Source organism: Streptomyces sp. HUAS MG91 (genome assembly GCF_040529335.1).
GTDB lineage: Bacteria > Actinomycetota > Actinomycetes > Streptomycetales > Streptomycetaceae > Streptomyces > Streptomyces tabacisoli.
On sequence record NZ_CP159534.1, the window covers coordinates 1,303,105 to 1,317,345 of the forward strand.

Below are 14,241 nucleotides of genomic sequence, written 5' to 3' on the forward strand. Positions count from 1 at the left end.
GCCACCAGGCGACCGCCTCTCTTCACGACCAGCAGGTCACAATCTGCTGGTCACTGACTGTTCGTCCCGAAATCTTCGGGCGAGATCTGGTCGAGGAACTCGCGGAACTTCTCCACTTCGTCCTCCTGCTCGTCCGGAATCGCGATCCCCGCGTCGTCCAGCACCCCGTCGCTGCCGAAGATCGGCGTGCCGGTGCGCAGGGCGAGCGCTATGGCGTCCGACGGGCGGGCGCTGACCTCGACACCGCTGGCGAACACCAGCTCCGCGTAGAAGACGCCTTCCCGCAGGTCGGTGATGCGTACTTCCGTGAGCTCCTGTCCGACCGCCTCCAGCACATCCTTGAAGAGGTCGTGCGTCAGCGGACGCGCGGGGGCCATGCCCTGCTGAGCGAAGGCGATGGCCGTCGCCTCCCCCGGTCCGATCCAGATGGGGAGGTAGCGGTCGCCTCCCACTTCACGCAGGAGCACGATCGGCTGGTTGGAGGGCATTTCGACCCGGACACCTACGACGTCGAGCTCGTTCACACAGCAACCCTAGGACGTGCCCGGCAGGTTTGGGTAGTCGGGCATGCGCCGCATGCCGGGCCGACGGCGCTCACCCGCCCCTGCGATCAGGGAAGACGCACCCCGAGAGCGGTCTGCACAAGTGCCGCGTGCAGCTTCACCGTGAGCCCCGCGAGCTCTTTGGCGCGCGCCTGCGCGAGCGTCCTGGTCTGCGGATTGCGGTGCACCTTCAGCGGTGCGACGACGGAGTCCACCAGGCCCGCCTCCCGGTCCGCGGCGGCCCGCATCACCCGCAGGTGGCGCGGACCGATACCGAAGCGGCCCAGCTCGCCGACGAGCTCGACGACCAGCACCGCCGAGGCGTCGTACCCGCCGTCGGGCAACTGGGCGATGAGCCCGTAGGACTCCCACTCGTCGAGCTCCGCCTCATCGATCCCGGCGGCGGCGAGCAGTTCGTCCCGGCCGACGCGGGCGGCGGTCGGAGCGTCGCCGCTCTCCTCCGCCGCCAGGTCGCCGGGGCGCCCCGGCGCGGGCACCGGCAAGGGCTCGCCCCGCTCCAGGGCGTCGAGCTGCTCCTTGATGACCTTCAGCGGCAGGTAGTGGTCCCGCTGCATCCGCAGGACGTGGGCGAGTCGCTCGACGTCCTCCGGGCTGAACTTGCGGTAGCCCGAGGGCGTCCGCTGCGGCTCGATGAGCCCCTCCGACTCCAGGAACCGAATCTTGGAGATCGTGACTTCGGGAAACTCGTCGCGCAGCACGTTCAGTACGGTGCCGATGCTCATCAGCCGACTGTCCACGGTGGCGGTGCCGCTGCCGGCACCGCCCCTCGGTGTGTGAAGCATGGACCTTCCTGACGGTTCGCTGGTGGGTCAGATACCCCGCTGGGTCGCCGCGTAGAAGACCAGTCGGTACTTGCCGATCTGCACCTCGTCGCCGTTGTTCAGCGTCACCGAGTCGATGCGCTCACGGTTCACGTACGTGCCGTTGAGGCTGCCGACGTCGGCGACGGTGAACGAGCCGTCCTGGAGGCGACGGAACTCCACGTGGCGGCGCGACACGGTCACGTCGTCCAGGAAGATGTCGCTCTGCGGGTGGCGGCCCGCCGTGGTCAGCTCGCCGTCGAGGAGGAAGCGGCTGCCCGAGTTCGGGCCGCGCCGCACCACCAGGAGCGCCGAGCCCAGCGGCAGCGCGTCGACCGCGGCCTGGGCCTCGGGCGACAGGGTCGGCAGCTGGGTCTGACCGGTGGCCTCGGGGTCGTAGGACTCGAGACCGGAGATGGAGATCGTGGAGGTGGTCTCCGACGGCCCTTCGGCCGCGACTCCGCCCCGCAGCGGCGCACCGCAGTTCGAGCAGAACCGGCTGTTCTCGCCGTTCCGGTTCCCGCACCTCTGACACACCAGAGCCGACATGGACGGATCCTCCTGCCGCGGCTGCCCCGCGGGGGCTTGGGACGCGTACGGGCCAGGGCCAAACCCTCCACCCGTACTTGAGGTTGACGGTTCCCCGAAACCTATGCGGCCGGAACCGGCCGGGTCAACAGACGACGCGCCCTGTCCGCCCGAATTGTCACCCCCGACCTGGTCCCGGAACAGCGGGCGCTCGCCCACCTGCGTCTCCGGCACGTCTCCCTGGCGCGACGCACGGTGACGACCATCCTCACGTGCGCTCTTGCCGAACAACTTCGCAAACAACTTCACGGGCGATTCCCCTTGACCGAAACAGACCCGCCCGTGGGGCAGGACGAACCCTGACTGCACACATCGGCGTACATCACGAACACGGACATCCTCACAACGTCCGTATCCGCCAAACAGTTTCCACCACGCACCCCGCCTACGGTGCGCCGACCCCCCGCAACCTCATGCCCTCGCACTACATCCCCCATGCACATACGCCTCACTGGGAGGACGACCGAGCGTAATCAGGCTGTCGCGCCGCTCGCAAGGCGTCCACGACGATCTTCTCCGAACGGCTCACGTCCACGGTGGCCTGCTCCTTCTCCAGCGTCTGCACCACACCTCCGGGGATGTTGAGGGCCGGTTCGAGGTCCTGCGGCTTGCCGATGACCTTGAAGGTGTACGGCTGATTGATCTTGTTTCCATCGACGCTGACCCCCTTCCCTCCGGTTCCGTCCGTCAGGTACGTGTTCGCCACGACGCGCACCCCGTTCACCTGGATCGCCTCGGCGCCGGCGGCCCGCAGCTCCTGGATCGCGTCGAGCAGCATGTCGGCCTGGACCGCTCCCTTCGGATCCCTGACGGTCATCGTGATCCCCGGGCCCTGCGCCGCGACGGTGCCCGCCAGAATGCCGAGTTGACGTTCCTTCTCGACCGTCTGCTTACGGGCCTCCTCGGCCTGGTCCGAACTGTTCTCCAGCTCGGTGCGCTGGTCCTCGAGACCTTGCTTCTCATCTTCCAGACGCTGAGTCCGGTCATCGAGTTCATCGAGGATGCGCACAAGATCTTCCTGACGCGCACCGCGCAGCGCGCTGTTGTCGCTGTTGGACCGCACCTGGATGGCGAGTCCGAGGCCCAGGACGAACAACAGCACGGCGACCGTGAGTTGAGCGCGTGACACGCGCGGCGGCCACAGTCCCTTCACCAGCCGCTGACGCCCGGTCAGCTGCGGATCGCCCGTCGGCTCCGGCCGGGCCTCCTGCGGCGGCGCGGCGGCCCGGACCTCCGCCGGCAGCTCCTTGCGCAGCCGGTACGCGGTCTCGGCACCCTCCGGAGTCTCCGGGGGCTCGGGGCTACGCGGCGTCTCGTCCGGGTTCATCGGCCTCACGCCCGGAACACGTGCCGCCGGATGGCGGCGGCGTTGGAGAAGATCCGGATGCCGAGCACCACCACGACACCGGTCGACAGCTGCGCGCCCACGCCCAACTTGTCGCCCAGGAAGACGATCAGCGCGGCCACGACGACGTTCGACAGGAACGACACGACGAACACCTTGTCGTCGAAGATCCCGTCCAGCATGGCGCGCAGCCCGCCGAACACCGCGTCGAGCGCCGCGACGACGGCGATCGGAAGGTAAGGCTCCACCACCGCCGGAACCTCGGGACGGATGAACAACCCGACCACGACTCCCACGACGAGGCCCAGTACGGCGATCACGATGTGCCCTTCTGCTCTGCTCTCGGCTGTGCTGTACGTACGATCACGCTGGGCGCGGCGGGGATCTTGACGTCGTCCTGCGTCGAAATGCTGTTCCGGATCCCGAAGTTCTCCGTCAGGGCGTGCAGGTACAACCCGTCGGAGCTGTTCTGGAACCGGGTGCTCAGCCGCTGCCCGTCCCCCACCGCGAGCACCGTGTACGGCGGCACCAGCGGCTTGTTGTCGACCAGTATCGCGTCACCGGCCGCCCTGATGGCGGACAGTGCGGTGAGCCGCTGCCCGTTGATGCTCACGGCCTCGGCGCCCGACTCCCACAGGCCGTTGACGACACGCTGCATGTCCCGGTCGCGCACCCGCCCCGTGTCGGAGAAGTCCGCGCTCTCGCGCGGTCCCCCGGTACCGCTCTGGGCGGATTTGGCGTCGTCGACGACCAGCTTGACGCCCGGCCCGTGGACCGGGATGGCCCCCGACAGCATCCCTACCAACTCGCCCTGCTCACCGCCGTGTTTCCGCAGCGCCTCGCGCTGCTTGTTGCCCACGTCGGTGCGGAGCGAGTCGACCTGGCCCTCCAGCCTGTCGGCGGAGTCGCTCTCCTTGTCGATGCGGTCGATCAGCTCTTCGCGCTCCTTGGCCACGACCGGCGCCGCGATCCGCGCCTGCGCAGCCCCCACGGTGACGACCAGCGCGGCCAGCACCAGGCCCGCGGCGAGCCCCAGCTTCGCCCGCAGCGTCTTCGGCAGCCCGCTCTGCCCCTGGGCCCGCTTGCGGGCCGCGGCCTCCGCGTAGCCGTCGTCGAGGCTGTGGTCCATCACGTTCGTCAGCAGCGACATGGACGCGTCGGGGCGCGCGAGGCGCCTGGGGCTGCTCCGAACGGGGTGCTGCTGCGGCATGCCGCACATCGTCGCACGACGTGCCCGCTACCTCCGAATGGCCCCACGGACGAACCGGCCACCGCCCAGCTGGAGGGTGACCGGTCCGTCGCGGGCTCAGTGGCCGGCGCTGTCCACGACGGCCGTCCACTCGTCGAGGAGCTGCTGCGCGGAGGCGTCGTCGGGGCCCTCCGCCCACAGGTGGGTGACGGCCTCGGCCGGGTCGGGCAGCACCATGACCCAGCGTCCGTCGGCCTCGACGACACGTACCCCGTCGGTGGTGTCCACGGACCGGTCACCGGCCTCCTCGACGACCCGCCGCATGACGAGTCCCTTGACGGCCCACGGCGTCGCCAGGTCCCGCTTGAGCACGTGCGCCCGCGGGATCCGCGCGTCGATCTGGCTCAAGGTCAGCTGGGTCCGCGCGACAAGACCGATGAGCCGGACGAACGCCGCGGTCCCGTCGAACACGCTGCTGAACTCGGGCACGATGAATCCGCCGCGCCCGTCACCGCCGAAGATGGTCCCGTCGTCGCGCCCCACCCGCGTGAGGTCGTCGGGCGAGGTCGTCGTCCACTCGACCTGCGTCCCGTGGTACGCGGCGACCTGCTCGGCGATCCGGGTGGTGGTGACGGGCAGCGCGACCCGTCCGCTGCGGCGGTCGGCGGCCACGAGGTCGAGCATCACCAGCAGCGCCCGGTCGTCCTCGACGATCCGGCCCTTCTCGTCGACGAGCGAGAGCCGCTCACCGACCGGGTCGAACCGGACGCCGAAGGCGGCCCGCGCCGAGGCGACGATCTCCCCGAGCCTGACCAGCCCGGACCGCCGTGCGTCGGCGGTCTCCGTGGGCCGCGACTCGTCGAGCCCCGGGTTGATGGTCAGCGAGTCGACCCCGAGCCGCCCCAGGAGGCTGGGCAGCACGAGCCCGGCACTTCCGTTGGAGGCGTCGACGACGACCTTGAGGCCCGCGTCGGCGATCCCCGTGATGTCGACGTTCCTGAGCAGCGATCCGGTGTACGAGTCGAAGACGCTGGAGGGGAAGTGCAGATCCCCGATCTCTCCGGGGAACGCCCTGCGGTACTCCTGGCGGGCGTACACGCGGTCCAGCTTGCGCTGGCTGCCCTGCGAGAGGTCGGCTCCGCGCTCGTCGAAGAACATGATGTCGACGGAGTCCGGCACTCCGGGCGTCGTACGGATCATGATCCCGCCGGCGCTGCCGCGGGCGGTCTGCTGCCGGGCCACCGGCAGCGGCACGTTCTCCAGGTCCCGTACGTCGATGGCGCTGGCCTGCAAGGCGGAGATGACGGCCCGCTTCAGCGCCCGCGCGCCACGGGAGTGGTCACGGGCGGTCGTGACGGTGGACCCCTTCTTCAGGGTCGTGGCGTACGCCCCCGCGAGCCGCACGGCCAGCTCCGGCGTGATCTCGACGTTGAGGATCCCGGAGACGCCACGGGCCCCGAACAGATGGGCCTGCCCGCGGGACTCCCAGATCACCGAGGTGTTGACGAAGGCGCCGGCCTCGATCGTCTTGAACGGGTACACCCGCACATTGCCCTGGATGATCGATTCTTCACCGACGAGGCACTCGTCGCCGATGACGGCACCGTCCTCGATCCGGGCGGCCCGCATGATGTCGGTGTTCTTCCCGACGACACAGCCCCGCAGATTGCTGTGCTGCCCGATGTAGACGTTGTCGTGGACAACGGCCTTGTGCAGGAAGGCCCCGCTCTTCACGACGACGTTGGAGCCCACGACTGTGTGCTCGCGAATCTCGACGTCGGCCTCGACCTTGGCGTAGTCGCCGATGTACAGCGGCCCGCGCAGCACGGCGTCGGGATGCACCTCGGCACCCTCGGCGACCCACACTCCCGGCGAGATCTCGAACCCGTCGAGCTCGACGTCGACCTTCCCCTCGAGCACGTCGGCCTGCGCCTTGACGTAGCTCTCGTGGGTGCCGACGTCCTCCCAGTACCCCTCGGCCACGTATCCGTAGACCGGCTTGCCTTCCTTCATCAGCTGCGGGAAGACGTCACCGGACCAGTCCACCGGAACATCGGCCTCGACGTAGTCGAAGACCTCGGGCTCCATGACATAGATGCCCGTGTTCACGGTGTCCGAGAAGACCTGTCCCCAGGTCGGCTTCTCGAGGAACCGTTCCACCTTCCCCTCTTCATCGACAATGGTGATGCCGAATTCCAGAGGGTTGGGCACACGTGTCAGGCATACGGTGACGAGCGCGCCCTTTTCCTTGTGGAAATTGATGAGCTCGGTGAGGTCGAAATCAGTCAGAGCGTCACCGGAGATCACGAGAAACGCGTCGTCCTTCAGCGCCTCCTCCGCGTTCTTCACGCTGCCGGCGGTGCCGAGTGGCTTCTCCTCATTGGCATAGGTGAGCTCCATTCCGAGCTCTTCGCCGTCTCCGAAGTAATTCTTGACGAGCGATGCCAGGAACTGAACGGTGACTACGGTTTCGCTGAGCCCATGCCGCTTGAGCAGCCTCAGCACGTGCTCCATGATCGGCCGGTTGGCCACGGGCAGGAGCGGCTTGGGCATACTCGAGGTCATGGGGCGAAGGCGTGTGCCTTCGCCTCCGGCCATCACGACGGCCTTCATGTCGGAAGCGTCCTCCTTGAAGAGACGACTGTCTAACCGACTGCGCTCATCAAGTATCGCTCACCTGTAGGAACAGCGGGAGCGCCCTGGCCTCACCCGACGCTGGGTGGCGAGCTCAATCGGCCGTGGAGTCCGCTCTGACAACTCGGCGGACCTGGACCACGTAGAGGATCCCTGCCCACCAATACAGCGTTGTACCCCATCCAGCGAACGCCCATCCGAAAATAGCAGCGAGTTCATGGATCCAGCCACTTCCGTCGCTGAGCAGCAAGAGCGGGAACGCGTACATCAGGTTGAAGGTGGCCGCCTTGCCCAGGAAGTTCACCTGGGGCGGCGGATAGCCGTGACGCCTGAGGATCCCCACCATCACCAGAAGCAGCAGTTCTCGCGCAAGCAGTGCAGCCGTCAACCAAATGGGAAGAATGTCGCGCCAGGTCAAGCCGACCAGGGTGGACAGAATGTAGAGCCGGTCGGCGGCGGGGTCGAGCAGCCGGCCGAGGCTGCTGATCTGATTCCAGCGGCGCGCGAGCTTCCCGTCGAGATAGTCACTGACACCGCTCAGCGCGAGCACGAGCAGCGCCCATCCATCGCTCTTCGGCCCGCCGAACTCCGGCCTGAGGATCAGCCACAGGAACAGGGGTACGCCGACGAGCCGCGCCATGCTGAGGATGTTCGGGATGGTGAGGACCCGGTCTGTCTGGACACGGGTCTCCTGGACCTCCACCCGGGGGCCTCCTGGGTAATTAAGCCAACGATGCCCCCTGACTTTACCCTCAGCCCTGCCCGGCGGACGCGAGGGGTCCCCACGAACGCAGAAAACCCCCGTGCCGAACGGCACGGGGGTTTTCTCAAAATTTGTTCGGCGGCGTCCTACTCTCCCACAGGGTCCCCCCTGCAGTACCATCGGCGCTGTAAGGCTTAGCTTCCGGGTTCGGAATGTAACCGGGCGTTTCCCTCACGCTATGACCACCGAAACACTATGAAACTGTCAACCGGAGCCGTGACCAAAAGGCTACGACGGTTGTTCGTGGTTTCAGAACCAACACAGTGGACGCGAGCAACTGAGGACAAGCCCTCGGCCTATTAGTACCGGTCACCTCCACACCTCACGGTGCTTCCAGATCCGGCCTATCAACCCAGTCGTCTACTGGGAGCCTTAACCCCTCAAAGGGGGTGGGAATACTCATCTCGAAGCAGGCTTCCCGCTTAGATGCTTTCAGCGGTTATCCCTCCCGAACGTAGCCAACCAGCCATGCCCTTGGCAGGACAACTGGCACACCAGAGGTTCGTCCGTCCCGGTCCTCTCGTACTAGGGACAGCCCTTCTCAATATTCCTACGCGCACAGAGGATAGGGACCGAACTGTCTCACGACGTTCTAAACCCAGCTCGCGTACCGCTTTAATGGGCGAACAGCCCAACCCTTGGGACCGACTCCAGCCCCAGGATGCGACGAGCCGACATCGAGGTGCCAAACCATCCCGTCGATATGGACTCTTGGGGAAGATCAGCCTGTTATCCCCGGGGTACCTTTTATCCGTTGAGCGACGGCGCTTCCACAAGCCACCGCCGGATCACTAGTCCCGACTTTCGTCCCTGCTCGACCCGTCGGTCTCACAGTCAAGCTCCCTTGTGCACTTACACTCAACACCTGATTACCAACCAGGCTGAGGGAACCTTTGGGCGCCTCCGTTACTCTTTGGGAGGCAACCGCCCCAGTTAAACTACCCATCAGACACTGTCCCTGATCCGGATCACGGACCGAGGTTAGACATCCAGCACGACCAGAGTGGTATTTCAACGACGACTCCCCAACCACTGGCGTGGCTGGTTCAAAGTCTCCCACCTATCCTACACAAGCCGAACCGAACACCAATATCAAACTGTAGTAAAGGTCCCGGGGTCTTTCCGTCCTTCTGCGCGAAACGAGCATCTTTACTCGTAGTGCAATTTCACCGGGCCTATGGTTGAGACAGTCGAGAAGTCGTTACGCCATTCGTGCAGGTCGGAACTTACCCGACAAGGAATTTCGCTACCTTAGGATGGTTATAGTTACCACCGCCGTTTACTGGCGCTTAAGTTCTCAGCTTCGCACACCCGAAAGTGCACTAACCGGTCCCCTTAACGTTCCAGCACCGGGCAGGCGTCAGTCCGTATACATCGCCTTACGGCTTCGCACGGACCTGTGTTTTTAGTAAACAGTCGCTTCTCGCTGGTCTCTGCGGCCACCCCCAGCTCACACTGCAAGAGTGATCACCAGGTGTGGCCCCCCTTCTCCCGAAGTTACGGGGGCATTTTGCCGAGTTCCTTAACCATAGTTCACCCGAACGCCTCGGTATTCTCTACCTGACCACCTGAGTCGGTTTAGGGTACGGGCCGCCATGAAACTCGCTAGAGGCTTTTCTCGACAGCATAGGATCATCCACTTCACCACAATCGGCTCGGCATCAGGTCTCAGCCTTAATGAACGGCGGATTTACCTACCGTCCGGCCTACACCCTTACCCCGGGACAACCACCGCCCGGGATGGACTACCTTCCTGCGTCACCCCATCACTCACCTACTACCAACTTGGGCCGGCGGCTCCACCACTCCGAACCACGTCAAAGACGAGGACGGCGGTTTCACGGCCTTAGCATCACTGGATTCGATGTTTGACGCTTCACAGCGGGTACCGGAATATCAACCGGTTATCCATCGACTACGCCTGTCGGCCTCGCCTTAGGTCCCGACTTACCCTGGGCAGATCAGCTTGACCCAGGAACCCTTAGTCAATCGGCGCAAACGTTTCTCACGTTTGTATCGCTACTCATGCCTGCATTCTCACTCGTGAACCGTCCACAACTGCCTTCCGGCGCTGCTTCACCCGGCACACGACGCTCCCCTACCCATCACAGCAGGCGTTGGCCCTATTGCTGCAATGACACGACTTCGGCGGTACGCTTGAGCCCCGCTACATTGTCGGCGCGGAATCACTAGACCAGTGAGCTATTACGCACTCTTTCAAGGGTGGCTGCTTCTAAGCCAACCTCCTGGTTGTCTCTGCGACTCCACATCCTTTCCCACTTAGCGTACGCTTAGGGGCCTTAGTCGATGCTCTGGGCTGTTTCCCTCTCGACCATGGAGCTTATCCCCCACAGTCTCACTGCCGTGCTCTCACTTACCGGCATTCGGAGTTTGGCTAAGGTCAGTAACCCGGTAGGGCCCATCGCCTATCCAGTGCTCTACCTCCGGCAAGAAACACACGACGCTGCACCTAAATGCATTTCGGGGAGAACCAGCTATCACGGAGTTTGATTGGCCTTTCACCCCTAACCACAGGTCATCCCCCAGGTTTTCAACCCTGGTGGGTTCGGTCCTCCACGAAGTCTTACCTCCGCTTCAACCTGCCCATGGCTAGATCACTCCGCTTCGGGTCTTGAGCGCGCTACTGAATCGCCCTATTCGGACTCGCTTTCGCTACGGCTTCCCCACACGGGTTAACCTCGCAACACACCGCAAACTCGCAGGCTCATTCTTCAAAAGGCACGCAGTCACGAGACACCAAGCAAGCTTGATGTCCGACGCTCCCACGGCTTGTAGGCACACGGTTTCAGGTACTATTTCACTCCGCTCCCGCGGTACTTTTCACCATTCCCTCACGGTACTATCCGCTATCGGTCACCAGGGAATATTTAGGCTTAACGGGTGGTCCCGCCAGATTCACACGGGATTTCTCGGGCCCCGTGCTACTTGGGTGTCTCTCAAACGAGCCGCTGATGTTTCGACTACGGGGGTCTTACCCTCTACGCCGGACCTTTCGCATGTCCTTCGCCTACATCAACGGTTTCTGACTCGTCTCACAGCCGGCAGACTGTGAAAGAGAGATCCCACAACCCCCCAAGCGCAACCCCTGCCGGGTCTCACACGCTTGAGGTTTGGCCTCATCCAGTTTCGCTCGCCACTACTCCCGGAATCACGGTTGTTTTCTCTTCCTGCGGGTACTGAGATGTTTCACTTCCCCGCGTTCCCTCCACACTGCCTATGTGTTCAGCAGCGGGTGACAGCCCATGACGACTGCCGGGTTTCCCCATTCGGAAACCCCCGGATCAAAGCCTGGTTGACGACTCCCCGGGGACTATCGTGGCCTCCCACGTCCTTCATCGGTTCCTGGTGCCAAGGCATCCACCGTGCGCCCTTAAAAACTTGGCCACAGATGCTCGCGTCCACTGTGCAGTTCTCAAACAACGACCAACCACCCATCACCCCGAACCAGTTGCGGTTCGAGTGCACTGGGGCCGGCATTGAGGTCGGGATCAAATCCGTACCCTCAGATACCCAACAGCGTGCCCGACACTCTCGCCTATTCCATCTCGCTTTCCACGCCGAAGCAGTACTTACGACCAGAGCAGGTCAAGTGTGCCGAATAATCAACGTTCCACCCATGAGCAACCAGCATCAGACATTCGCTGATGTACTGGCCTCTGACCGAGCGAACTCGGTAAGAAGTGCTCCTTAGAAAGGAGGTGATCCAGCCGCACCTTCCGGTACGGCTACCTTGTTACGACTTCGTCCCAATCGCCAGTCCCACCTTCGACAGCTCCCTCCCACAAGGGGTTGGGCCACCGGCTTCGGGTGTTACCGACTTTCGTGACGTGACGGGCGGTGTGTACAAGGCCCGGGAACGTATTCACCGCAGCAATGCTGATCTGCGATTACTAGCAACTCCAACTTCATGGGGTCGAGTTGCAGACCCCAATCCGAACTGAGACCGACTTTTTGAGATTCGCTCCACCTTGCGGTATCGCAGCTCATTGTATCGGCCATTGTAGCACGTGTGCAGCCCAAGACATAAGGGGCATGATGACTTGACGTCGTCCCCACCTTCCTCCGAGTTGACCCCGGCGGTCTCCTGTGAGTCCCCATCACCCCGAAGGGCATGCTGGCAACACAGAACAAGGGTTGCGCTCGTTGCGGGACTTAACCCAACATCTCACGACACGAGCTGACGACAGCCATGCACCACCTGTACACCGACCACAAGGGGGCGCCTGTCTCCAGACGTTTCCGGTGTATGTCAAGCCTTGGTAAGGTTCTTCGCGTTGCGTCGAATTAAGCCACATGCTCCGCTGCTTGTGCGGGCCCCCGTCAATTCCTTTGAGTTTTAGCCTTGCGGCCGTACTCCCCAGGCGGGGAACTTAATGCGTTAGCTGCGGCACCGACGACGTGGAATGTCGCCAACACCTAGTTCCCACCGTTTACGGCGTGGACTACCAGGGTATCTAATCCTGTTCGCTCCCCACGCTTTCGCTCCTCAGCGTCAGTAATGGCCCAGAGATCCGCCTTCGCCACCGGTGTTCCTCCTGATATCTGCGCATTTCACCGCTACACCAGGAATTCCGATCTCCCCTACCACACTCTAGCCTGCCCGTATCGACTGCAGACCCGGGGTTAAGCCCCGGGCTTTCACAACCGACGCGACAAGCCGCCTACGAGCTCTTTACGCCCAATAATTCCGGACAACGCTTGCGCCCTACGTATTACCGCGGCTGCTGGCACGTAGTTAGCCGGCGCTTCTTCTGCAGGTACCGTCACTTTCGCTTCTTCCCTGCTGAAAGAGGTTTACAACCCGAAGGCCGTCATCCCTCACGCGGCGTCGCTGCATCAGGCTTTCGCCCATTGTGCAATATTCCCCACTGCTGCCTCCCGTAGGAGTCTGGGCCGTGTCTCAGTCCCAGTGTGGCCGGTCGCCCTCTCAGGCCGGCTACCCGTCGTCGCCTTGGTGAGCCACTACCTCACCAACAAGCTGATAGGCCGCGGGCTCATCCTTCACCGCCGGAGCTTTCAACCCCTTCCCATGCGAGAAGGAGTGGTATCCGGTATTAGACCCCGTTTCCAGGGCTTGTCCCAGAGTGAAGGGCAGATTGCCCACGTGTTACTCACCCGTTCGCCACTAATCCACCCCGAAGGGCTTCATCGTTCGACTTGCATGTGTTAAGCACGCCGCCAGCGTTCGTCCTGAGCCAGGATCAAACTCTCCGTGAATGTTTCCCCGTCATCGGGGTGACACCACGAGAGCGGAACCGGAAGAGGAATAATCTCCCGGTTCACAGCGTCCTCGCTGTGTTTTTACAAAGGAACCTCGTCTCAGAGAGACGGGGTATCAACATATCTGGCGTTGATTTTTGGCACGCTGTTGAGTTCTCAAGGAACGGACGCTTCCTTTGTACTCACCCTCTCGGGCTTTCCTCCGGGCGCTTCCCTTCGGTATTTCTTTTGTTCTTGCGTTTCCGACTCTATCAGACCGTTTCACCGGCCGATTTCCTCGGGGTCCTGCTCCGCTTTCCGGGATTCCGCTTTCGCGGTTTCCTTTCCGGCGGCCGTAACTCTAGCAGTCTTTTTTCGCCCCGCTGACCACACCTCTGCACGCAGAGGTCTAGACCACATGTAGGGTTCGACTCTTAGAGGCCCGCAGGAGCGCGGTACTCGTTGGTACCTCGTGCTCCCGGGCGGAGATACGACAGTACATGGGGCGCCGCGCGCGGTGCAAATCGTTTGCGGGGTGCTCTACATCAGCCAACCGGTACCTCTCGTGCGGAACCGGGACTTTTTATGACTTACGCTTCGAAACGGTACGTCGTCCAGGACAGGCAGTGACGACGACCATCAATCTCCACCCCTGGGAGGCTTGCCATGACCGATGTGACGTCGCCGCTCGCCGGACGCGCCATTGGGCTCTCCGCCGTTCCTGACCCGGTCTTCTCCGGCGCGATGGTCGGGCCCGGCACCGCCATCGACCCCGTGCGCGAGCCTTCCGAGGCCGTCGCTCCCGTCAACGGCATCGTCGTTTCCCTGCACCCGCACGCCTTCGTCGTCGTAGACGAAGAAGGACACGGGGTGCTGACGCACCTGGGTATCGACACCGTGCAGCTCAACGGCGAGGGCTTCGAGCTGCTCGTGAACAAGGGTGACACCGTGACGCGCGGCCAGGCCGTGGTGCGCTGGGACCCCGCCGCCGTCGAGGCCGCCGGCAAGTCGCCGGTCTGCCCCGTCGTCGCGCTTGAGGCCACCGCCGAGTCGCTCTCCGATGTCGTCGAGTCCGGCGACCTCACGGCGGGCGCGGCACTGTTCGGCTGGAAGTAACAGTGCGCCGTCACTGACGGCCG

Annotated in this window: 9 protein-coding genes and 3 rRNA genes; 1 reads left to right on the forward strand and 11 read right to left on the reverse strand. The window is 63.7% G+C overall.

Annotated elements, in window-relative coordinates; translation table 11 throughout:
* Positions 1–50: 50 nt before the first annotated feature.
* The 11 genes from ABII15_RS06040 to ABII15_RS06090 form a co-directional block, all read right to left on the reverse strand.
* Entirely contained in the window at positions 51–524 is a 474-nt protein-coding gene (locus ABII15_RS06040) for a bifunctional nuclease family protein (RefSeq protein WP_005475662.1), read from the reverse strand.
* An 86-nt stretch (positions 525–610) separates the two neighbouring features.
* A complete protein-coding gene (locus tag ABII15_RS06045; protein ID WP_353941235.1) occupies positions 611–1,345 on the reverse strand; it encodes a MerR family transcriptional regulator in 735 nt (244 codons plus the stop codon).
* 27 nt (positions 1,346–1,372) lie between these two features.
* Positions 1,373–2,317 (reverse strand): FHA domain-containing protein, encoded by a 945-nt coding sequence (locus ABII15_RS06050; RefSeq protein WP_353946975.1) that lies wholly within the window; start codon positions 2,315–2,317, stop codon positions 1,373–1,375.
* A gap of 82 nt (positions 2,318–2,399) precedes the next feature.
* A complete protein-coding gene (locus tag ABII15_RS06055; protein WP_353941236.1) occupies positions 2,400–3,278 on the reverse strand; it encodes a DUF881 domain-containing protein in 879 nt (292 codons plus the stop codon).
* Between the two features lie 5 nt (positions 3,279–3,283).
* Positions 3,284–3,616, reverse strand: a complete 333-nt coding sequence (locus ABII15_RS06060) for a small basic family protein (RefSeq protein ID WP_111663691.1) — start codon at positions 3,614–3,616, stop codon at positions 3,284–3,286.
* A complete protein-coding gene (locus ABII15_RS06065) occupies positions 3,613–4,515 on the reverse strand; it encodes a DUF881 domain-containing protein (RefSeq protein ID WP_353941237.1) in 903 nt (300 codons plus the stop codon). The genes ABII15_RS06060 and ABII15_RS06065 overlap by 4 nt, the downstream gene beginning before the upstream one ends.
* Before the next feature lie 87 nt (positions 4,516–4,602).
* Positions 4,603–7,098, reverse strand: coding sequence for a mannose-1-phosphate guanyltransferase (locus tag ABII15_RS06070; protein WP_353941238.1), 2,496 nt, complete (start codon positions 7,096–7,098; stop codon positions 4,603–4,605).
* 115 nt (positions 7,099–7,213) lie between these two features.
* Positions 7,214–7,822, reverse strand: a complete 609-nt coding sequence (locus tag ABII15_RS06075; protein ID WP_353941239.1) for a CDP-alcohol phosphatidyltransferase family protein — start codon at positions 7,820–7,822, stop codon at positions 7,214–7,216.
* Between the two features lie 133 nt (positions 7,823–7,955).
* Positions 7,956–8,072: ribosomal RNA gene (rrf, locus tag ABII15_RS06080) — 5S ribosomal RNA — on the reverse strand.
* Between the two features lie 89 nt (positions 8,073–8,161).
* Positions 8,162–11,287, reverse strand: a 23S ribosomal RNA gene (locus ABII15_RS06085).
* 307 nt (positions 11,288–11,594) lie between these two features.
* A 16S ribosomal RNA gene (locus tag ABII15_RS06090) occupies positions 11,595–13,120 on the reverse strand.
* The 16S, 23S and 5S rRNA genes sit together here, the layout of an rRNA operon.
* A 648-nt stretch (positions 13,121–13,768) precedes the next feature.
* Between ABII15_RS06090 and ABII15_RS06095 the strand changes: the two genes are divergently transcribed.
* Positions 13,769–14,218 (forward strand): PTS glucose transporter subunit IIA, encoded by a 450-nt coding sequence (locus ABII15_RS06095; protein WP_111665561.1) that lies wholly within the window; start codon positions 13,769–13,771, stop codon positions 14,216–14,218.
* Positions 14,219–14,241 lie beyond the last annotated feature (23 nt).

Excerpts from the sequence above, each read along its gene's own strand:
- ABII15_RS06045 (WP_353941235.1), bottom strand. The coding sequence starts at position 1,345 with ATGCTTCACACACCGAGGGGCGGTGCCGGCAGCGGCACCGCCACCGTG.
- ABII15_RS06055 (WP_353941236.1), bottom strand. The coding sequence starts at position 3,278 with ATGAACCCGGACGAGACGCCGCGTAGCCCCGAGCCCCCGGAGACTCCG.
- ABII15_RS06065 (WP_353941237.1), bottom strand. The coding sequence starts at position 4,515 with ATGTGCGGCATGCCGCAGCAGCACCCCGTTCGGAGCAGCCCCAGGCGC.
- ABII15_RS06070 (WP_353941238.1), bottom strand. The coding sequence starts at position 7,098 with ATGAAGGCCGTCGTGATGGCCGGAGGCGAAGGCACACGCCTTCGCCCC.
- ABII15_RS06095 (WP_111665561.1), top strand. The coding sequence starts at position 13,769 with ATGACCGATGTGACGTCGCCGCTCGCCGGACGCGCCATTGGGCTCTCC.